This window comes from Rubrivivax rivuli, from assembly GCF_004016505.1.
GTDB classification, from domain to species: domain Bacteria; phylum Pseudomonadota; class Gammaproteobacteria; order Burkholderiales; family Burkholderiaceae_C; genus Rubrivivax; species Rubrivivax rivuli.
Window position 1 is genome coordinate 483489 of record NZ_SACR01000003.1, and the last position, 19488, is coordinate 502976.

Annotated in this window: 18 protein-coding genes and 1 pseudogene; 7 read left to right on the forward strand and 12 right to left on the reverse strand. The window is 69.6% G+C overall.

The window, feature by feature from the left end:
• Positions 1-27: 27 nt before the first annotated feature.
• The 9 genes from motB to xseB all read right to left on the reverse strand — a co-directional run bounded on the left by motB (position 28) and on the right by xseB (position 8382).
• Positions 28-996 carry a flagellar motor protein MotB gene (motB, locus tag EOE66_RS10655; protein WP_128228663.1) on the reverse strand — a complete coding sequence of 323 codons (969 nt, stop codon included), beginning with the start codon at positions 994-996 and terminating at the stop codon, positions 28-30.
• Between the two features lie 18 nt (positions 997-1014).
• Positions 1015-1875: a flagellar motor stator protein MotA gene (gene motA / locus EOE66_RS10660; RefSeq protein ID WP_128228664.1), complete on the reverse strand. Its 861-nt coding sequence runs from the start codon at positions 1873-1875 to the stop codon at positions 1015-1017.
• A 58-nt stretch (positions 1876-1933) separates the two neighbouring features.
• Entirely contained in the window at positions 1934-2785 is an 852-nt protein-coding gene (locus EOE66_RS10665) for a class I SAM-dependent methyltransferase (protein WP_245478992.1), read from the reverse strand.
• Positions 2786-3048: 263 nt separating this feature from the next.
• On the reverse strand, positions 3049-3603 hold the full coding sequence (gene flhC, locus EOE66_RS10670; RefSeq protein WP_128228665.1) for a flagellar transcriptional regulator FlhC: 555 nt from the start codon (positions 3601-3603) through the stop codon (positions 3049-3051).
• A gap of 122 nt (positions 3604-3725) precedes the next feature.
• A complete protein-coding gene (gene flhD / locus EOE66_RS10675) occupies positions 3726-4049 on the reverse strand; it encodes a flagellar transcriptional regulator FlhD (protein WP_128228666.1) in 324 nt (107 codons plus the stop codon).
• Between the two features lie 336 nt (positions 4050-4385).
• Positions 4386-5186: a GTP cyclohydrolase FolE2 gene (folE2, locus tag EOE66_RS10680; protein ID WP_128228667.1), complete on the reverse strand. Its 801-nt coding sequence runs from the start codon at positions 5184-5186 to the stop codon at positions 4386-4388.
• A gap of 118 nt (positions 5187-5304) precedes the next feature.
• The gene (gene dxs / locus EOE66_RS10685; RefSeq protein WP_128228668.1) at positions 5305-7224 is read right to left on the reverse strand and encodes a 1-deoxy-D-xylulose-5-phosphate synthase; all 1920 of its coding nucleotides are present in this window, start codon (positions 7222-7224) and stop codon (positions 5305-5307) included.
• A 1-nt stretch (position 7225) separates the two neighbouring features.
• Positions 7226-8137 (reverse strand): polyprenyl synthetase family protein, encoded by a 912-nt coding sequence (locus EOE66_RS10690; protein WP_128228669.1) that lies wholly within the window; start codon positions 8135-8137, stop codon positions 7226-7228.
• Positions 8134-8382, reverse strand: coding sequence for an exodeoxyribonuclease VII small subunit (gene xseB / locus EOE66_RS10695; protein ID WP_128228670.1), 249 nt, complete (start codon positions 8380-8382; stop codon positions 8134-8136). Before xseB ends, EOE66_RS10690 begins: the two co-directional genes overlap by 4 nt.
• 214 nt (positions 8383-8596) lie before the next feature.
• Between xseB and EOE66_RS10700 the strand changes: the two genes are divergently transcribed.
• From EOE66_RS10700 to EOE66_RS10715, 4 genes are all read left to right on the forward strand, one after another.
• Complete coding sequence (locus tag EOE66_RS10700) at positions 8597-9727, forward strand: aromatic ring-hydroxylating oxygenase subunit alpha (RefSeq protein ID WP_128228671.1); 1131 nt, start codon at positions 8597-8599, stop codon at positions 9725-9727.
• Between the two features lie 61 nt (positions 9728-9788).
• On the forward strand, positions 9789-10682 hold the full coding sequence (locus tag EOE66_RS10705; RefSeq protein WP_245478993.1) for a DMT family transporter: 894 nt from the start codon (positions 9789-9791) through the stop codon (positions 10680-10682).
• A gap of 17 nt (positions 10683-10699) precedes the next feature.
• Positions 10700-11557: a sulfurtransferase gene (locus EOE66_RS10710; protein WP_128228672.1), complete on the forward strand. Its 858-nt coding sequence runs from the start codon at positions 10700-10702 to the stop codon at positions 11555-11557.
• Between the two features lie 112 nt (positions 11558-11669).
• Positions 11670-12104: a universal stress protein gene (locus tag EOE66_RS10715; protein WP_128228673.1), complete on the forward strand. Its 435-nt coding sequence runs from the start codon at positions 11670-11672 to the stop codon at positions 12102-12104.
• Positions 12105-12110: 6 nt separating this feature from the next.
• Here the strand turns inward: EOE66_RS10715 and EOE66_RS10720 are convergent, their stop codons facing one another.
• Positions 12111-12893, reverse strand: a complete 783-nt coding sequence (locus tag EOE66_RS10720) for a ZIP family metal transporter (RefSeq protein ID WP_128228674.1) — start codon at positions 12891-12893, stop codon at positions 12111-12113.
• Between the two features lie 102 nt (positions 12894-12995).
• Positions 12996-13554: pseudogene (locus tag EOE66_RS10725) on the reverse strand (dienelactone hydrolase family protein).
• Between the two features lie 79 nt (positions 13555-13633).
• Between EOE66_RS10725 and EOE66_RS10730 the strand changes: the two are divergent.
• Positions 13634-15163 (forward strand): Ppx/GppA phosphatase family protein, encoded by a 1530-nt coding sequence (locus EOE66_RS10730; RefSeq protein WP_128228675.1) that lies wholly within the window; start codon positions 13634-13636, stop codon positions 15161-15163.
• A gap of 174 nt (positions 15164-15337) precedes the next feature.
• Here the strand turns inward: EOE66_RS10730 and EOE66_RS10735 are convergent, their stop codons facing one another.
• Positions 15338-16519 (reverse strand): Kelch repeat-containing protein, encoded by a 1182-nt coding sequence (locus EOE66_RS10735; protein ID WP_128228676.1) that lies wholly within the window; start codon positions 16517-16519, stop codon positions 15338-15340.
• A 275-nt stretch (positions 16520-16794) separates the two neighbouring features.
• Here EOE66_RS10735 and EOE66_RS10740 point away from each other — a divergent pair, with 275 nt between their 5' ends.
• Together EOE66_RS10740 and EOE66_RS10745 are read left to right on the forward strand one after the other, a co-directional pair.
• A complete protein-coding gene (locus EOE66_RS10740) occupies positions 16795-17199 on the forward strand; it encodes a DUF2946 family protein (protein WP_128228677.1) in 405 nt (134 codons plus the stop codon).
• Positions 17200-17326: 127 nt separating this feature from the next.
• Positions 17327-19477, forward strand: a complete 2151-nt coding sequence (locus tag EOE66_RS10745) for a TonB-dependent siderophore receptor (protein ID WP_128228678.1) — start codon at positions 17327-17329, stop codon at positions 19475-19477.
• Positions 19478-19488 lie beyond the last annotated feature (11 nt).

Below are 19488 nucleotides of genomic sequence, written 5' to 3' on the forward strand. Positions count from 1 at the left end.
ACCTCGGCAGGGTGGAGTCTTGTGGGTTTATCGGAGGGCCGGCGTGGGACTTGAGGGCCCATTGGCACCGCTGCGCGAGGCATCGGGTTCGGCCGCAGCCGGTGCTTCTTCGGGCAGGCTCGGCGTGGTACGGAACAGCGCGTCTTCGGCCTCGCGCGTCATCACCACGATGCTGATGCGCCGGTTGGCCGGCGATGCCGGGTCTCGGCGGTCGAAGGGGTTGCTGGAGGCCAGGCCCTGCACGCGCAGCACGTGCTCTTCGGGCAGGCCGCCGGTGACGAGCTCGCGCCTTGACGCGTTGGCCCGGTCGGCGCTGAGTTCCCAGTTGCTGTAGCCGCGCTCGCTGCTGCCGAAAGGCAGGGCATCGGTGTGGCCCTCCAGCGTCAGGCGGTTGGGCACCTCGGCGAGGATGCCGCCGAGTTCGCGCAGCAACTCCCGCATCGCAGGCGCGACGCTGGCGCTGCCGCTGGGGAACATCGGCCGCCCCTCGGCGTCGACGATCTGGATGCGCAGGCCGTCGCGCGTCATCTCCAGCAGGATCTGCTTGCCCAGGCCTTCCAGCTTGGGGTTCGCGGCGATCTTCTTCTCGATCTTCTCTTTGAGGTTCTCGAGCCGCGCGATCTCGGCGCGCGTCTGCTCGGCCTTGAGCTGGTGGATGTTGACGGTGGCCCGCGTGGCCTCGATCTCGCCGCGCTTGACCTGGCCGGTGCTGCGCGTGAGGTCTTGCCCGCCGCCCTTGACGACGTGCGATGAGTCGCCCGAGCCGCTGCCACCGTTGAGCAGCGCCAGCTTCAGCGGCGAGCCGAAGTAGTCGGCGATGCCCTTCTTGTCGCCCTCGGTGGTGCTGCCCAGCAGCCACATCAACAGGAAGAAGGCCATCATGGCCGTCACGAAGTCGGCATAAGCGATCTTCCAAGCGCCGCCATGGGCCGCATGCCCACCCTTCTTGATGCGCTTGATGATGATCGGCTGGAGCTTCTTCGCATCACCAGCCATGACGGGCCTCCAGCAGCATCACTTCTTGCCCTTGACGTGGCTTTCCAGTTCCGCGAACGTGGGGCGAACCGTGCTCAGCAACACCTTGCGGCCGAACTCGATGGCCACCTGCGGCGCATAACCCTGCATGCTGGCCAGCAGCGTGGTCTTGATGCACTGCAGTTCTTTGCCGCCTTCCTCGACCTTCTGCTCCAGCAGGCCGGCCACGGGCTCGGCAAAGGCATAGGCCAGCAAGATGCCCAGGAAGGTACCGACCAGGGCCGAGCCGATCATCGCGCCCAGCACCGCGGGCGGCTGGCCCACGCTGCCCATGGTCTTCACCACGCCCAGCACGGCGGCCACGATGCCGAAGGCTGGCAGGCCGCCCGCGATGCGCTGGATGGCGGCCACCGGCGCGTGAGCTTCGTGGTGGTGGGTCTCGATCTCGCTGTCCATCAGCGATTCGATCTCGTGGGCGTTGAGGTTGCCCGAGACCATCATGCGCAGGTAGTCGGTGATGAACTCGGTGACGTGGTGGTCGTTGCCCACGCCGGGGTACTTCTGGAACAGCGGGCTGCTGTGCGGGTCTTCGACGTCCTTTTCGATGGACATCAGGCCTTCCTTGCGCGCCTTCTGCAGGATGTCGAACAGCAGCGCCAGCAGTTCCATGTAGCGCGCCTTGGTGTACTTGCTGCCCTTGAAGCAGCTCAGCGCACCGGCGATGGTGGCCTTGATCACCGTCATCTGGTTGTTCACCAGGAAGGCGCCCAGGGTCGCGCCGCCGATCATGGCCATTTCCCAAGGCAGCGCCTTGAGGATGGGGCCCATGTTGCCGCCGTGCGCGATGAACACGCCGAAGACGCAACCGAGCACGACGACCCAACCGATGATGACGAACATGTGGAGTGATCCGCGTGGCTTGCCGCCCAGGCACCAGGCCCACGGCGGTCTGCTGGTGTTATCGGCCGCCTGACGCCGGGATTGAGGGGGGCCGGCTGGGCGCCGGCACAGCCACCGGTGCCGGCACGGGCTGGTAGACCCAAACCGGCTTGCGGCCTTCGCCCTGCAGGCAGGCCACCGGCACCACACCAGGCACGGCGAACTCCAGGCTGACCAGCCATGCGCCAGGGGCCATTTCCGCCATGGCCTTGGCGTGGGCCCGCGCCATGCTCTCGGGGCGCTGGAAGAGGTAGACGAGATCGAAGTCGCACCACGGCACGGCCCACATGTCACCGCGCCGCACCTGCACACCGCGGCAGCGCCAACGGGTGGCCCAGGCGAGCAAGGGGCTCCATTCCACGCCGCTCAGCGCGGCCTGGGGCCAGAGGCAACGCAGGGCCACCAGGCCGTGGCCCAGGCCGCAGCCGGCGTCGTGCACTTTTCGAGGGGTGCCGACGACGCGCTCCAGGCCCTGCAGCGCGTCGGCTGGGGTGGGGAACAAGGGTGCGTCGCTCCAGGCGCGAAGCGGATAGACGGCAAGCACGGGCAGCAGCAGCAGCAACCACACCCACGACGGCAGGGTGCCGGCAGCCCCCAGCACCCAGGCCGAGAGGGGCAGCCCGGCCGCCGCGATGGCCTGGCGCCAGCGGCCGCCACAGCTCAGCGCCGCGGCGGTGCTGGCAGCCAGCGCCACCGCGAAAGCCAGCGCAGGCGGCAGCCCCACGGCTGCCAGACCCAGCCACAGCGCCCAGGCACCGCCCCACACCGCCACGGCGGGCAGCGGCCAGGGCAAGCGTCGCGCCCAGCCACGCGGCGCGAGCCGGGCCGGGGCCGCCGTTGCAGCGATGGGGGGCGTCGACGCAGGATTCATGCTGCGGACGAGTGTCGGTGGCAGCGCCGAGGGCCGGGCCCGGATAAGCGGGGTGCCGGCCGCCCTACTCTGCCGCCCGGCGAAAAAAAACGGGTCCCGAGGGACCCGTTGAAAGCACAGAAGACTGTGCCAGGAGGAGACGAACGAAAAACTGGGGAGATGCGGGATGGGACACCCAAACCGCCCCGATGGTTCCGGTATCGGCGCGCCGCGCGGGCACTTGACACGACGAGCGTGCACTTGTGCACGCACATGGCGAAGCTTCAGTGCGCGTGAGCGGCCTCGCCGCCCAGGCTGCCCGCCAGCTTGCCCTTGCCGGCACGCGCCGGCGGGTTGCACAGGCCACAGACGTAGTGGCGCGCGATCTCGTGCGGGTGGGTGACGAAGTGGCCGCCGCACTTGCTGCAGGCCGTCATCGTGAGCATGCCGTTGTCGACGAACTTCACCAGGCGCCAGGCGCGCGTGACGCTCAGCAGCGGCTCCAGGCCTTGCGCCTGCATCTGCTCCAGGTAGAGCTGGTAGGCCTTGATGACGGTGTCGATCTCATCGAGCGCGGCCGTCTTGTTCAGGTACTCGTGCATGTTCAGGAACAGGCTCGAGTGGATGTTGGGCTGCCAGGTCATGAACCAGTCGGTGGAAAACGGCAGCTGGCCCTTGCTGGGGCTCTTGCCCGCCACTTCCTTGTACAGGCGCAGCAGGCGCTCGTAGCTCAGGTCGGTTTCGCTCTCCAGCACCTGCAGGCGCGCGCCCAGGTTGATCAGCGTGACCGCACGCTCGATCTGCTTAGCTTCGGTGAGGATGCTCTTGCTGCGGGCCATGGTGTTTTCTCCGTCCTGTGGTGTCTGTCTTGGATCAAGTGCCTTGCACGGAACCGGCTCTGCCGGGCCGTCGCAAGAGCCCCCTCGGGGGGTGGCGAGCGATAGCGAGCCTGGGGGCTCCGTTACGCCGCCTCTTGATGGCGGCCGGCCATCAGGATGCTGGCGTGCAGGCGGCTCATGCCGTCGTTGGCGCTGCCCTTGCCGTGGTTGGTGAGGAGGTTCCACACCATGTCGTCGTCCATGCGGAAGCGGCACAGCAGCGTGTTGCCGGTGGCCACCTTCATCATCTGGGCGGGGGTCAGGCTGCCGATCAGCGCGGCGGTTTCTTCGCTCACGCCCAGGCGGAACAGGGCCTGCTCCTTGTCGGCACGCACCAGGCTCTGGGCGAGCATCAGGTACGAGAGGTTGGCTTCACGGATCTCGGCGAGGATCTGGTCGGTGTTCATGGTGCGGCTCCGGGGTTCGTCTTCGGTTCGTCGTGGTAGCTGGTGGAGGCCAGCCGATGAAACGAACTGTAGGAGTCGGAACTGGGATGCAACATCAGCCCATCTCCGTGGCTGGAGTCCCTGTTTTGCCAGCGGGCGTGTCAGGCAAATTCCTACAAAGCCCCCCGGCCCCGCCCAAAGCGCCGCCGGGCCGTGATGCAGATCACGGCCCGGCGGGCTGGGGGGTGGTTTTCAGCCACCGCGGGGGCGGCGGCTGTAGGGCGAGGAGCCCGCTGCCTACGCGCGCTCGATGGGCGTGGACTTGGATGACGCGCGCTCGATGCGCGTGGACGTGGGTTACGCGCGCTCGATGCGCGCGTAAGCCGAGTGGTTGTGGATGGACTCGAAGTTCTCGACATCCACGCGGTAGCGGCCGATGCGCGCATCGCTGTTCAGGCGCAGCGCGACATCACGCACGAGGTCCTCGACGAACTTCGGGTTCTCGTAGGCGCGCTCGGTGATCCACTTCTCGTCGGGCCGCTTCAGCATCGGCCAGATCTCGCTGCTGGCGCTGTCTTCGGCGAAGCGCACCAGCTCGTGCCAGGGCACGGGCTGCAGCAGTTCCACGCGCAGCGTCACCAGGCTGCGCTGGTTGTGCGCGCCGTAGTCGCTGATCTCCTTGCTGCAGGGGCACAGGCTCTTCACGGGCACGGCCACCTCGGCGTGCACCCGGGTGATGCCAGCACGGGTCTCGCTGATCCAGCGCCCCTGGTAGTCGAGCAGGCTCTGCAAGCCCGACACGGGCGCACGCTTGCGGATGAAGAAGCTGAAGGCCGCCTCGATGCGGCCCTCGTCTGCGCCCAGCTTGTCCAGCATGGCGGCGTGCTTGGCGCGCAGCGAGGCGGCGTCCAGCGGCTCGCCCGAGAGCGCCAGCGCATCCAGCCAGGCCACGAAGCGCGACATGTGCGTGCCCTTCTTCTCGGCCGGCAGCGCCACGTCCAGCGCCCACAGCGCGGCGGTCTGCTGCACGGCGCCGGCCACCTCGATGCTCAGCGGGTAGCGCACGTCCTTCACCCCCACCCGCTGGATGGCGAGGTGGCGGTCGTCACGCTCGCTTTGCGTGTCGGGGATGTGCAGGGCGTCGGTCATGTTCGTCATAAGGGGCGGAAGGATGACAGCTTTTCCGCACCCGCAGCGTCACGCGGTTGATACGCAGCATTCGCCGGCTTCGAAGGCGGCCTGCCCAGGCCGCGGCTGGGCTCGGCCTGGGTCCGCTTCAGGCGTTCACGGCGGCCAGCACCGGGCGCTGGCCATAACGCTGCACGATGGCAGCCTCGATGCCGGCAGCGTCCAGCCCGCACAGGGCCAGCAGCTTGGCGGGGTCGCCGTGTTCGGTGAAGACGTCGGGGATGCCCAGCACCAGCACGGGCACCGCCATGCCGGCAGCAGCCAGGCATTCCAGCACGGCACTGCCGGCGCCACCCATGACGCAGCCCTCTTCCACCGTCACCAGCGCGTCGTGCGTGCGGGCGAGTTCGAGCACGAGTTCGGTGTCCATGGGCTTGACGAAGCGCATGTCGGCCACGGTGGCGCCCAGTTTCTCGGCCACCTGCAGCGCGGGGTGCAGCAGCGTGCCGAAGGCCAGGATGGCCACCCGCTGGCCCAGGCGCGATTCGGCGGCCGTGCCGCCCGTGCGGCGCACCACGCCCTTGCCCCAGGGCCATTCCGCAAAGCCGGGCTGCACCGCCACGCCGGCACCCGCGCCGCGCGGGTAGCGCACGGCCACGGGGTGGTTCTGGCGGTAGGCGGTGGTCAGTGCGGTGCGGCACTCGTTTTCGTCGCTGGGCACGAGCATGCTGCAGTTGGGGATGCAGCGCACGTAGGCGATGTCGTACAGGCCCGCGTGCGTGGGGCCGTCGGCGCCGACGATGCCGGCACGGTCGAGGGCAAAAACCACCGGCAGGTTCTGCAGCGCCACGTCGTGGATCAACTGGTCGTAGCCGCGCTGCAGGAAGGTGCTGTAGATCGCCACCACGGGCTTCAGGCCCTCACAGGCCAGGCCGGCGGCGAAGGTCACGGCGTGCTGCTCGGCGATGCCGACATCGTGGTAACGCGCCGGGAAGCGCTTGTGGAACTCGACCATGCCCGAGCCCTCGCGCATCGCGGGCGTGATGCCCACGAGGCGCGGGTCGGCCTCGGCCATGTCGCAGAGCCAGGTGCCAAAGATGTTGGTGAAGGTGGGCTTGCCGCCGGGCTTGGCCGCGGGAAAACCTTCGTCCACATTGAACTTGGTGGAGGCCGCGTGGTACTTCACCGGGTCGGCTTCGGCCGGCTTGTAGCCGTAGCCCTTCTTGGTGACCACGTGCAGGAACTGCGGGCCCTTCTTGGCGCGAAGGTTCTCCAGCGTGGGGATCAGCGATTCGAGGTCGTGCCCGTCGATGGGACCGACGTAGTTGAAGCCGAACTCCTCGAAGATGGTGCCGGGCACGACCATGCCCTTGGCGTGCTCTTCGAAGCGACGCGCCAGCTCGAACAACGGCGGCGCGTTCTTCAGCACCGCCTTGGCGCCCTGGCGCGCAGCCTCGTAGAAGTTGCCGCTCATCAGGCGCGCGAGGTACTTGTTCAGAGCCCCCACCGGCGGGCTGATCGACATGTCGTTGTCGTTCAGGATCACCAGGATGTCGGCGTTCACGCCCGCGTGGCTGACACCGGCGTTGTTCAGCGCCTCGAAGGCCATGCCGGCGCTCATCGCGCCGTCGCCGATCACGGCCACGGCCTTGCGGTCTTCGCCTTTCAGCTTGCTGGCCAGCGCCATGCCCAGCGCGGCGCTGATGCTGGTGCTGCTGTGCGCGGTGCCGAAGGTGTCGTACTCGCTCTCGTCGCGCTTGGGGAATCCGGCCACACCGCCCAGTTGCCGCAGCGTGTGCATGCGCTCGCGACGGCCCGTCAGCACCTTGTGGGGGTAGGTCTGGTGGCCCACGTCCCAGACGATGCGGTCGTTGGGCGTGTTGAAGACGTAGTGCAGCGCCACGGTGAGCTCCACCGTGCCCAGGTTGCTGCCGAGGTGTCCGTTGCCGGTCTGGCTGACCGTGTGCAACACGAAGCTGCGCAGTTCGCGGGCCAGTTGCGGCAGTTCGGCGCGGCCCAGCCTGCGCACATCGGCCGGCGTGTGGATCTTGTCGAGCAAGGTCGTCATGTCAGTGTTCTCGCTCCACCACCTTGTCGGCCAGCACGGCCAGCAGGCCTGCGGCGGCGCCGAGTTCACTGCGCGCCAGCGCCGCATGCGCCTGCAGGCGCAGGGCCTCGGCGTGCTGGCGCGCGGCGGGCAGGCCCAGCAGCGAGACGTAGGTGGGTTTGTTGTGGTCCTGGTCCTTGCCGGCGGTCTTGCCCAGGGTTTCGGAAGCCTGGGTGACATCGAGGATGTCGTCCACCACCTGGAAGGCCAGGCCGATGGCGGCGCCGTAGTCGTTCAGAGCTGCCCAGGCCTGGGGCGTGCAGGCGCCGCAGGCCGCGCCCATCTGCACGCTGGCCTGCAGAAGCGCACCGGTCTTGCGGCGGTGCATGTCGCGCAGGGTGTCTTCGTCGAGCGCGCGGCCGATGCTGGCCAGGTCGATGGCCTGCCCACCGGCCATTCCGGCGTGCCCGGCCGAGCGGGCCAGCAGCGAGCACAAGCGTGCCTGCAGGGCCGGCGGCACCGCGGGTTCCGAGTCGGGGGTCAGCACCTCGAAGGCCAGCGCCTGCATCGCGTCGCCGGCCAGCATGGCCTGCGCTTCGCCGTACTTCACGTGCACCGTGGGCTTGCCGCGGCGCAGCACGTCGTTGTCCATGCAGGGCATGTCGTCGTGCACCAGGCTGTAGGCATGGATGAGTTCCACCGCCACACCAGCGCGCAAGGCCGCCGCACGTTCGCCGGCCACGGCTTCGCAGGCCGCCAGCACCAGCAGCGGCCGCAAACGCTTGCCGCCGTCGAGCACGCCGTAGCGCATGGCTTCACCCAGGCCGGCCGGGGCGCTGAGCGGCACCCAGGTCTCCAGCGCCGTCTCCACATCGGCCAGCTGGCGCCGGGCCCAGGCGTCGAAGCCGTCGGCTTGCAGCAGGGCGGCGCTCATGCGGCGGCCCATGGCTTGAGCTGGCCGTCTTCGAGCACCTTCACCTGCTCTTCCACGGCCTGCAGGCGGCCGCGGCAGAAGGCCAGCAGTTCGGTACCGCGGCGGTAACCGTCGAGCAACTCGTCCAGTGGCAGCTGCCCGCCTTCCATCTGCACCACCAGGCGATCGAGTTCGGCGAGCGCCAGCTCGTAGGTCGCAGGGGGCGTCTCGACGGACTGGGGGGCGGTGGCAGGGCTGCGCGACATTTCGGGTGATGAAATCAAGCAGAGGATTCTAGTCAAGCGACGGGGGCCGGAAACGCCGGGGTCGCGCCCGAGCAGGGCTGTCATGGGGCACGGCTAGAATCGCGCGCTCTTTGCTGGGTCGGCCCTTCCGCCGGCCCTTGTTGTTTTCGTTGCCGCTCGCGGGGCCACCGGGCGGCAGGGTCGATGTCCTTGACGAGGAGGATCCTTTCGGATCATGTCGGACCTGAGCATCAGTCTCGAAGCTCTTGAGCGCAGTCGCACTCAACTCTCGGTTTCCAGCTATTTCGATGAGAGCCTGTTCCGCCGCGAACTTGAACTCATCTTCCAGCACGCACCTCGCTACCTCGGGCACGAACTTGCCGTGCCGGAGGTCGGCGACCACCTGGCATTGGCCCAGGAAAGCGAAGGCCGGGCGCTGGTGCGCACCAAGGACGGGATCGAGCTGATCTCCAACGTCTGCCGCCACCGCCAGGCCATCATGCTCAAGGGCCGTGGCAACACCGGCCGCAACGTGGTGTGCCCGCTGCACCGTTGGACCTACGACCTGCACGGGGCGCTGGTCGGCGCGCCGCATTTCGACCACGACCCCTGCCTGAACCTGCGCAACTACCCTGTGCAGAGCTGGAACGGGCTGTTGTTCGAACACAACGGCCGCGCCGTCGCCACCGACCTGGCCGAGCTCGCCAGCACCGGCACGGCCGCCAAGCTCGACTTCAGCGGCTATGTCTTCGACCGTGCCCACCTCCACCAGTGCGACTACAACTGGAAGACCTTCATCGAGGTCTACCTGGAGGACTACCACGTCGGCCCCTTCCACCCCGGCTTGGGCCGCTTTGTGAGCTGCGAAGACCTGTCCTGGGAATTCGGCAAGCACCACTCGGTGCAGACCGTGGGCGTGAACAAGGCGCTGGCCAAGGCGGGCTCGCCCACCTACGAGCGCTGGCACCAGGCGGTGCTGAACTACCGCAATGGCGAGCCGCCGGCGCAAGGCGCCATCTGGCTGACCTACTACCCCACCGTGATGGTGGAGTGGTACCCGCACGTGCTGGTGGTGAGCACGCTGTTCCCGCAAGGGCCGCAGAAGACGCTGAACCTGGTGGAGTTCTTCTATCCCGAGGAGATCAGCGCCTTCGAACGCGAGTTCGTCGATGCCCAGCAGGCCGCCTACATGGAAACCTGCGTGGAGGACGACGAGATCGCCCTGCGCATGGACGCCGGCCGCAAGGCGCTGATGGAGCGTGGCGACGACGACGCCGGCCCCTACCAGAGCCCCATGGAAGACGGCATGCAGCACTTCCACGAGTGGTACCGCCGCGAGATGGGCCTGGAGCCGGGCCGCCGTTGAAGCGCCTTCGCGCGGTGCCGCCGGTGCGCGGGGCGCACCGGGCACCCCCGGGAGCCCGGGCATGAAGGTGTCGCCCCCGCTTTGCATGCTCGGGGCCTCGCTGCTGTTCGCGCTGATGGCGGCCTGCGTGAAGCTTGCATCGGTGCACTACGGCACCGGCGAGATCGTGCTCTACCGCTCGCTGATCGGCCTGGTGCTGATGGCGCTGGCGCTGCGCACGCGCGGCCTGACCTTGCGCACGCCCGTGCCGGGCATGCACTTCTGGCGCAGCGTGAGCGGTACGGTGGCGCTGGTGATGTGGTTCTACGCGGTCAGCGTGCTGCCGCTGGGCACGGCGATGACGCTGAACTACACGGCGCCGGTCTGGATCGCGCTGTTTCTCATCGGCGGCAGCGTCATGCTGGGCCAGGCCCAGGTGGACGGCCGGCTCGTTGCCACCGTGCTGGTGGGCTTTGCCGGCGTGGCGCTGGTGCTGCGCCCCACGCTGGAACCGCAGCAACTCTGGGGCGGGCTGGTCGGCCTGTTGTCGGGCGTGCTGTCTGCCGTGGCCTACCTGGGCGTGACGGCGCTGGGCCGTGCCGGCGAACCCAGCGAACGCGTGGTGCTGTACTTCTCGGCCACCGGCGTGCTGGCGGGTGCGGGCCTGGCGCTGCTGGAAGGCCCCTGGCACGCCCACAGCGTGCAGGGGCTGCTGCTGCTGGCGGCCATCGGCGCACTGGCCACCGGCGCGCAGTGGCTGATGACACGCGCCTATGCGGCCGGAGCCACGCTGGGCATCGCCACGTTGCAGTACTTGGGCATTGCCTACGCCTTCGTGCTGGGCGTGTGGCTCTTCGACGATCCGGTCACCACACAGGCACTGGCCGGCATGGCCCTCATCATCGGCGCCGGCGTGGCCGCCACGCTGCTGCGTGCCAGGCCGCAGCGCCCCGACGCCAACCCCACCGAAACCTGAAGCAGGAGCCCACCGCCATGGCGCACACCACGCTGATCTCCGCGACTGAACTGATGGCCTTGACGAACGGCCCAGCACCGCTGGTGCTGCTGGACTGCGGTTTCGACCTGGCCGACCCTGCGGCCGGTGAACGCGCCCACGCTGCAGGCCACCTGCCCGGCGCGCTGTACGTTCACCTCGACCGCGACCTCTCCGGCCCCAAGACCGGCCACAACGGCCGCCACCCGCTGCCGGCGCGCGAGGCGCTGGCCGCGCGCGCCGGCGCCTGGGGCGTGGCGCCGGGCGTGCAGGTGGTGGCCTACGACGCCCAGGGCGGCCCCTATGCCGCACGCGCCTGGTGGCTGCTGCGCTGGCTGGGCCACGCCGAGGTGGCGGTGCTGGATGGCGGCCCGGCCGCCTGGGCGGCTGCCGGCGGGGCCCTCAGCAAGGCGCACGCCGCGCAGCGGGCCGCGGCACCCTACCCTGCGCTCGCACCGGCCATGCCCGCGCTGGACGCCGATGCGCTGCTGGCGCGGCTGCCCGAGGTGGCCGCAGGCGGCCTGCGCCTCTTCGACGCGCGCGCCGCCGAGCGCTACCGCGGCGACGTGGAGCCGCTGGACCCCGTGGCCGGCCACATCCCTGGCGCCACGCTGCGTTTCTTCAAGGACAACCTCGGCCCCGACGGCCGCTTCAAGCCGGCCGCACTGCTGCGCGCCGAGTTCGAGGCCCTGGGCGGCGCCGACAGCAGCGCCGTGGTGCACCAGTGCGGCTCGGGCGTCACGGCCTGCCACAACCTGCTGGCCATGGCGCATGCGGGGCTCGGCACCTCCATGCTCTACCCGGGTTCGTGGAGCGAGTGGTGCAGCGACCCGGCCCGGCCCGTGGCCCGCGGCTGAAAGGGCGCACTGCAGCCGGGTCTTGAGGCGCATCAAGCCCTGTCGGCTCCGCGGGTGCACACTGCCTGCAGCGGCAGCGCCTTTGCTGATGTCCGCGCACAGGAGCACCACCATGTACCAGCGCATCCTCTTCCCCACCGACGGTTCCGACATCACGGCCAAGGCCCTGCAGACGGCTTTGGGCCTGGCCAAGCTCACCGGCGCCGAACTCTGCGTGCTGGCGGTGAAGGAGCCCTTCCCGTACAGCGCCATCTCCGAGATGCAGCCCATCCCGCCGCAGGAGTTCTTCGACACGCAGGAACGCATCGCCAGCGCCCGCGTCAAGACGGTGGCCGATGCCGCCGCGGCAGCGGGCGTCGGCAGCAAGGGCTACACGGTCGAGGCGCTGCACCCCTGGGAGGCCATCCTCGAACACGCCAAGGCCCAGGGCTGCGACCTCATCGTGATGGCCTCGCACGGCCGGCGCGGCATGAGCGCCCTGCTGCTGGGCAGCGAGACGCAGAAGGTGCTGACGCACAGCACGCTGCCGGTGCTGGTGGTCAGGTAGCGCGCTTCAGTGGGCGTGGCCGCTGTGGAGGCCGGCTGTGGCCAGCAGCACCAGACCCAGGCCGGCGCCCAGCCAGCCGATCTGCGTGAAGGTCTCGCCCCAGTTCAGCCGCTTCTGCAGCTGCGGCAGCAGGTCGGCAACGGCCACGTAGATGAAACTGCTGGAGGCCACCACCAGCATGTAGGGCAGGACCTCGTCCCAGGTGCCGACGAGGAAGTAGCCCAGCACCCCGCCCAGCACGGCCGCCAGGCCTGAGAGCGCGTTGAACAGCAGCGCCTTGCGGCGCGAGAAGCCGGCGTTGAGCAGCACGATGTAGTCGCCGGCCTCCTGCGGGATCTCGTGCGCCAGGATGGCCAGCGCCGTCACCACGCCCAGGGCGGGGTCGGCGATGAAGGCCACGGCGATGATCACGCCGTCGCAGAAGTTGTGCACCGAATCGCCCACCAGCACGCTCAGGCCGCCGCGACCGGCGCGTTCGGCATCGGTGTGGTGGTGGTGGTCGTGGCCGTCGCCGTCGTGGTGGTGGTCGTGGCGGTAGAGCTCGGCCTTTTCCAGCAGCCAGAAGAACAGCAGGCCGCCCAGCAGCGTGGCGAAGAGCACCTGCGGGTCGCGGCCCTCGAAGGCCTCGGGCAGCACGTGCAGCAGCGCCGTGCCCAGCAGCACGCCGGCCGACAGGCTGACCAGGCTCTTGACCAGGCGGCCGAGCACGGCCACGGTGAGCGAAGCCGCCACCACCACGGAAAGCAAGCTGCCGAAGGTGGTGGCCAGAACGATGTAGAGAAGCGTCATCAAGAAAACGGGCCGGCGTATGGCCGACCCTGTTGCCAACATCTTAGCCAGCGTGTCAAGCGCCGGCCCCGGCCTTCATGTTCAGCCGGCGGCTCGGCGGCTTCAGGCCACGCCTTGCGCCTCGAACCAGGCCAGTGCGCGCCGCCAGCCGTCGTCGGCCGCTTCCTTGCGGTAGCTGGGGCGGTAGTCGGCATGGAAGGCGTGCGGCGCCTCGGGGTAGACCACGAACCCGCTCTTCTTCGCGGCCGCGCCGCCGGCGGCCAAGGCCTTCTTCATCTGCTCCACGGTGTCCAGCGGGATGCCGGTGTCCTTTTCGCCATAGAGGCCCAGCACCGGGCCGTGCAGGCGCGCGGCCACGTCCACCGGGTGCACGGGCTGCAATGCGCTGGTCTGCCCCACCAGGCGGCCGTACCAGGCCACGCCGGCCTTCACGGTCGGCCGGCGCAGCGCGGTAAGCCGGCATCTTGAAGCCGTTCACGTCGATGGTGACCTGGCCGGCCACCAGGCCCTGGCTGTCGGTCGTCACGACGGTCTGCGCCGTCACCGGCAGCACGGCCGCCGCGAACCCGGTGCCGACGCCTCGGCCCACGAACTGGTGGCGGCCCAGGCCGTCGAGGGCGGTCTGTGCAGGCACGAGGGTGTGGAAGTCTCCCTTGAGCATGCGATGTCTCCTCGGTGGGGTGCGCACACCGGTGCGCTGCACCCCATTGTCCGTGAGGGCCCCGGGTACGATCGACGGCATGGAATCCCAAGTGAACCCGGCCGGCCCGCTGGCCGCCGTGGACATCGGCTCGAACAGCTTCCGCCTCGAGATCGGCCAGCTGCCCCACGGTCGCTACAAGCGCATCGACTACCTCAAGGAAACCGTCCGCCTGGGCGCCGGCCTCGACGGCAGCGGCATGCTCACCGAAGAGGCCCAGCAGCGCGGCCTGGCTTGCCTGCGGCGCTTCTCGGCGCGGCTGGCAGGCTTTGCGCCCGGCCAGGTGCGCGCCGTGGCGACGCAGACGCTGCGCGAGGCGCGCAACCGCAACGCCTTCCTGCTGCGTGCGCAAGAGGCCCTGGGCTTCCCCATCGAGGTCATCTCGGGCCGCGAGGAAGCGCGCCTGATCTACGCCGGCGTGGCGCGGCTGCAGCCCAGCGACGAACGGCGGCTCGTCATCGACATCGGCGGGCGCAGCACCGAGCTCATCCTCGGCCAGGGCAGCCAGCCGCTGGTGGCCGAGAGTTTTGGCGTGGGCTGCGTGAGCCTCTCCTTGCGCTATTTCCAAGACGGCCTGCTCACGCCGGCGGCCTTCCGCGCCGCGCAGGTGGCGGCGGGCGCCGAGCTGGAAGAGGCCCTGCAGCCCTTCGCGCGTGACAAGTGGGTGCAGGCGCTGGGCTCCTCGGGCACGGCGGGCGCGGTGTCGCAGCTGCTGCAGGCCTCGGGGCAGAGCGACGGGCGCATCACGCCGGCCGGGCTGCGCTGGTGCATCGAACGCTGCATCGAGGCCGGCCACATCGACAAGATCGAAGTGCCGGGCCTGAAGCCCGAGCGGCGCGCGGTGCTGCCGGGCGGCCTGGCCATCCTGTACACGCTGGCGGCGCAGTTCCAGATCGAGACGCTGTCGCCGGCCAAGGGCGCGCTGCGACAGGGCGTGGTCTTCGACCTGCACGAACGCCTGCTGGCGGCCCGCGGGCCGGCCGGCGGTGCCGCGCTGCGCGACCCGCGCGAGGCCTCGGTGCTGGAGTTGCAGCAGCGCTTCCGCGTCGACACCGCGCAGACCGCCCGCGTGGCCGCGCTGGCGCTCAAGCTCTTCGACGAGGTGATGCCCGACGTCGAGGTCGAGACCCGGCGCGAGCTCGGCTGGGCCTGCGCGCTGCACGAGATCGGGCTGATGGTTTCGCACCACGACCACCACCGTCACAGCGCCTACCTGCTGTCGAACGTCGACGCGCCGGGCTTCTCGCAGAGCCAGCAGCGTCGCATCGCCGACCTCGTGTTGGCGCAGCGCGGCGGCCTGCGCAAGATCGAGCCGCAGCTGAGCAGCGAGACCTTCGCCTGGCAGGTGCTGTGCCTGCGGCTGGCCGTGATCAAGACGCACGCCCGTGGCCCCATCGACCCGCAGGCCTTGGCGCTGCGCCCCTCAGGCCGCGATGCTCATCTCCACTTCACGCGCAAGTGGGCGGACTCACACCCGCGCACGCAGTTCCTGCTGCTGGAGGAAGCCAACACCTGGGCGCGCACCGGACCTCTGCGGCTGGTGCTGCCCACCTTCATCGACGCGGCCTAGAGAGGCGGGCCCTGCATCGCCAGCGAAGCTTCATTCGAAGTACTGCCAGACTGCCGTTCCCGCATTGCCAACGGGCGGCCCTCCCAGGATCACCAGCGAGCCATTGAAGGACTGCGCCGAGCTGGCATGACGGGGTTGCAGCGGTGGGGGCTCCTGCAGGGCCTTGAAGTTGACTCAGTCTGGAGCGAAGTAGACATCGTTCACGACGTTGACCTGGGTGCCCACGGACCCATCGGAAACATAGCAGCCTTGACTGCTGGCGACGACGGAGGCGTGCGTCCGCCCTGCGAACCCCAGTTGATCTGAGCGGAGCTGCCAGGTGACACCGTCACGCGATGACCACACGTCGGTCGCCTCGAAAACGGTCTCGCTGTAGAGGCTGCCAGCGGGCACGGCCTTCAAGCCGCCGCCCAAGAGGAAGATCTGTCCGTCCCAGACCAAGGAGCCATGGATCAGCCCACGTCCCGCCCACGGGGCCTGTGCCGTCTCGAGCCGCCAGACCCTGCCGTCAGCGCTTGACCAGACGTCGCGCGGCGCCTCGGCTTCGCACGGGGCGCCGATCTGGCACCACTGACCCCCGTTCCATGACTGACCAGCGTAGACGACGATCCTTCCGTTCAGCGATGCTGCGTTGGGCGTGTAGCGGCGGCCGAATGGCGCCGAGGGCTGTTCCAGATCCCAGGTGACGCCATCGCTCGATGACCAGACGTCCGCATACAGGTCTCCCCCGATGACCCAGAGGCGGCCGCCATGCACCAGCCAGGCCGACCCGTGCCGAGCCGGCCAGGGGGCATGGCCGAGAAACTCCCAATGGACCAGATCACGGGTTCGCCAGAATTCGTTGGTGACCGGTCCCCAAAGCCAACCGCCAAGCAGGTACAGCGAGCCGTTCAGCGCAAGAAGCCCGGCGCCGTCACGCGGTTGCCACGTTTGCGAGTTGGGTAGTTCCCGCCACTGGCCCGCGCGGAACAAGCCGACCTGCCGCAAACCCAGCCCCGGAATCAGCACTTCGGCCTTTTCTTCGCCGTATCGCAGATCGACATCGACCGCTTGAGCCAATGCTTCGGAAGGCGCGGCAAGCCCGAGTTTCAAGCCGACGGCTGACGCCGGACAATTGCGGGCAGCAACCACGTAGACCACCGTGCCGCTGTCGTGGACCGACAACTGATCGCAACCCGGGGCCGCGGCCCTCAAGACACGAACGGCAGGCGCGCTGGCAGCGCCAGCGGCTGTATCGATGCTCGACACCTCGTCGGGCCCTCCGCCGCCGCCGCACCCGGTCAACACCGAAGCGATGACCATCAAGCCATGCAGCCATGCGATGCGCACCGAGGTGTTGCTCTGCGGAGAAGCCATGGAGACCCATGCTAGGCAGCAGGCACCGAGATGAAGGTCGCATGTAGCCCTTGAACCGCCCCCAGTTCGCCGCGGACCTTCGGGCCCAGGCAAGACCGGCCCTCAACGGGCAGCGCGAGCATCGCTTGGCAGAGGGTCCGAGAGCCTCTTCCGGGCTCACTCTTCCAGCTCCGCGGCGAAGCCCTGGCCTGGACCCGCAGTGGCCCCCTCAGGCTGGTGCTGCCCGGCTAAAGCCAGGCTAGCGCCGCCACGGCGGCCCGTATCATCGCGCCCCCATGCGTGCCCTGTGGATCCGCGTCCTGCTGCTCGCCGTGTTCTTCAACACGGTGCTGGGCGTGCCCTTGCACGCCGCCGAGCACCTGCACGGCCTGCCAGGGCACGCACACACGCACGGCACTGAGCGCGAAGACGCGACGGTCGCCCATGCGCACACACACGAGCATGCAGACGCGCATGCCCACGGGCATGCCACCGACGGCGAAGCACCGCACGGCGCCCACGGCAGCTGCACCTGGTGCTCCAGCCACGCCCAACTCGCGGCGGCCCTGCTGGGGCCAGCGGGCCTGGCCCTGCCGGCCGCGCCGGCAGCCGCTGCACCCGTCATGCAGGCGGCCGAGGCCGGCCACGCATCAACACCGCGATGGCGCTACGCCGCGCGCGCACCACCCCCGGTGCAGTGACGACACCCGGCCCTTGCGGCCGGGCTTGAACTTCACCTCGAACCCGGCCCGCTGAGGCCGCGTTCGGTCTTGTCGTCCTGTCCCCGCCGCCTCACTTGCCGGCGGGGCCCACCTGGGTTTGCACCTCATGAACACCACCCCCGCGCTGGCCCCTTTGCCAGCCGCCCTGGCCTTTGCCTTTCTCGCCCTGACAGGCACCGCCAAGGCCCAGACCCCTGCGGCCTCAGCCACCCCCGCAGGCACCGCCGCTGTGGCGGGCAGCCCGGCCACGACCACCATCGAGGTGGTGGGGCGCCGCCAGTCGGGCGCGTACCACGCCGCTGAAGCCGCGGGCGCCAAGAGCGAGCTGCCGCTGCGCGAACTGCCGCAGTCGGTGCGCGTGGTCACGCGCCAGGCCATCGACGACCTGGGCGCCACCAAGCTCGACGACGTGCTCGATTACGTGGGCGGCGTCTCGCGCCAGAACAACTTTGGCGGGCTGTGGGACAACATCGCCATCCGCGGCCTGCCCGGCGACCAGAACGTCGGCATGGCCACGCTCTTCAACGGCCTGCCCAGCGGCCGCGGCTTCAACGCCCCGCGCGACCTGGCCGGCATCGAGCGCATCGAATTCCTGAAGGGCACGGCCGCCGCGCTGTACGGCAGCAGCGAGCCGGGCGGCACGCTCAACGTCGTCTCGAAGAAGCCGCTGTGGCAGGCCGGCCATGCCGCCGAGCTCTACCTGGGCAGCTTCAACATGCGCCGCGGCGCGCTGGACAGCAGCGGCCCGCTGGGCGAGAACGTGGCCTACCGGCTGAACGTGGCGGTGGAAAAGCGCGACTCGTTCCGCGATGTCGTCACCGCCTCGCGCGAGGTGGTGGCCCCGGCGCTGACCTGGCGCATCGGCGCCGACACCACGCTCGACTACCGCGGCGAAGCCCTGCGCCACCGCACGCCGCTGGACCGCGGCGTGGTGGCCGTGAACGGCCAGCTGGGCGCCATCCCGCGCAGCCGCTTCCTCGGTGAGCCGGCCGATGGCGATGTGACCGTGCGCAACCAGACGCACCAGCTCGTGCTGGCCCACAGCTTCAGCGAGGCCTGGCGCGGCCGCGTGGCGCTGTCTTACCGCGAGACCGACCTGCTGGGCTTCTCCACCGAGCCCACGGCGCTGCAGGCCAGCGGCCTGCTGACGCGCCAGCGCCGCTTCCGCGACTACAACTCCGACGACACCGCGCTGCAGGCCGAACTGCAGGCCAAACACCGCCTGGGCGGCACGGTGCACGAACTGCTGGTGGGCGTGGAGACCTACCGCTTCGAGATGGACAACGTGATGCTGCGCGCCAACCCCACGGCCACCAGCCCCTACGCCATCAACATCTTCGCGCCGGTCTATGGCCAGGCGCAGCCGGTGCCGCCGCTCAACCTCAGCACGCTGGAAGAACAGCGCAACACGGCCCTGTACCTGCAAGACGCCGTGACCCTGGCGCCGCAATGGCGCCTGGTGGCCGGTGTGCGCATGGACCGCTACCGCCAGAGCCTGCTGAACCGCCGCAACGGCACCATGCAGTTGCAGCAGCCCAGCGCCACCTCGCCGCGCCTGGGCCTGAGCTGGCTGCCGGCGCCGGCCTGGACGGTGTACGCCAACGCCGGACGCTCCTTCCGCGCCAACGTGGGCACCGACCGCAATGGCGCGAGCTTCGAGCCCGAAACCGGCCGCGCGCTGGAACTCGGCGCCAAGTGGGAAAGGCCGGGCCAGCGCCTGGGCGTGACCGCTGCGGTCTTCGACATCCGCAAGCGCAACGTGCTGAGCACCGACCCCGTGAACACCAGCTTCTCGGTGGCCACGGGCGAGATCACCAGCCGCGGCGCGGAGTTCGATCTCAGCGGCCAGCTCACGCCGCAGTGGCGCCTGAATGCCAACCTCGTCTACAACGAGGTGAAGATCTCGCGCGACAACACGGCCGCCCTGGTGGGCACGCGGCTGCTGAACACGCCCCGCGTCAACGGCAGCGTGCTGGCGGTGTACGAGGGCGAGATCAGCGGCCAGCGCTACGGCGTGGGCGGCGGCCTCACGCACGTGGGCAGCCGCGTCGGCCAGGCCGGCGACCCCAGCTTCCTGCTGCCGGCCTACACCACCGCCAAGCTGGTGGCGCACTGGCGGCTGAGCAGCACGCTGCGCCTGACGCTGGATGTCGACAACCTTTTCGACGAGACCTACTACACCAGCAGCTTCAGCCGCGTGTGGGTGACGCCGGGCACGGCGCGCAGCGCCACCTTGGGCGTGCAGGCGCGGTTCTGAGCGGGCCGCAG

Bases quoted from the DNA above. Each gene is read 5' to 3' on its own strand.
- EOE66_RS10665 (WP_245478992.1), bottom strand. From the start codon at position 2,785: ATGAATCCTGCGTCGACGCCCCCCATCGCTGCAACGGCGGCCCCGGCC.
- dxs (WP_128228668.1), bottom strand. From the start codon at position 7,224: ATGACGACCTTGCTCGACAAGATCCACACGCCGGCCGATGTGCGCAGG.
- flhC (WP_128228665.1), bottom strand. From the start codon at position 3,603: ATGGCCCGCAGCAAGAGCATCCTCACCGAAGCTAAGCAGATCGAGCGT.
- EOE66_RS10735 (WP_128228676.1), bottom strand. From the start codon at position 16,519: ATGGCTTCTCCGCAGAGCAACACCTCGGTGCGCATCGCATGGCTGCAT.
- EOE66_RS10700 (WP_128228671.1), top strand. From the start codon at position 8,597: ATGTCGGACCTGAGCATCAGTCTCGAAGCTCTTGAGCGCAGTCGCACT.
- EOE66_RS10740 (WP_128228677.1), top strand. From the start codon at position 16,795: ATGCGTGCCCTGTGGATCCGCGTCCTGCTGCTCGCCGTGTTCTTCAAC.
- EOE66_RS10705 (WP_245478993.1), top strand. From the start codon at position 9,789: ATGAAGGTGTCGCCCCCGCTTTGCATGCTCGGGGCCTCGCTGCTGTTC.
- motB (WP_128228663.1), bottom strand. From the start codon at position 996: ATGGCTGGTGATGCGAAGAAGCTCCAGCCGATCATCATCAAGCGCATC.
- EOE66_RS10720 (WP_128228674.1), bottom strand. From the start codon at position 12,893: ATGACGCTTCTCTACATCGTTCTGGCCACCACCTTCGGCAGCTTGCTT.
- folE2 (WP_128228667.1), bottom strand. From the start codon at position 5,186: ATGACGAACATGACCGACGCCCTGCACATCCCCGACACGCAAAGCGAG.
- EOE66_RS10710 (WP_128228672.1), top strand. From the start codon at position 10,700: ATGGCGCACACCACGCTGATCTCCGCGACTGAACTGATGGCCTTGACG.
- EOE66_RS10745 (WP_128228678.1), top strand. From the start codon at position 17,327: ATGAACACCACCCCCGCGCTGGCCCCTTTGCCAGCCGCCCTGGCCTTT.
- EOE66_RS10690 (WP_128228669.1), bottom strand. From the start codon at position 8,137: ATGAGCGCCGCCCTGCTGCAAGCCGACGGCTTCGACGCCTGGGCCCGG.
- flhD (WP_128228666.1), bottom strand. From the start codon at position 4,049: ATGAACACCGACCAGATCCTCGCCGAGATCCGTGAAGCCAACCTCTCG.
- motA (WP_128228664.1), bottom strand. From the start codon at position 1,875: ATGTTCGTCATCATCGGTTGGGTCGTCGTGCTCGGTTGCGTCTTCGGC.
- EOE66_RS10730 (WP_128228675.1), top strand. From the start codon at position 13,634: ATGGAATCCCAAGTGAACCCGGCCGGCCCGCTGGCCGCCGTGGACATC.
- xseB (WP_128228670.1), bottom strand. From the start codon at position 8,382: ATGTCGCGCAGCCCTGCCACCGCCCCCCAGTCCGTCGAGACGCCCCCT.
- EOE66_RS10715 (WP_128228673.1), top strand. From the start codon at position 11,670: ATGTACCAGCGCATCCTCTTCCCCACCGACGGTTCCGACATCACGGCC.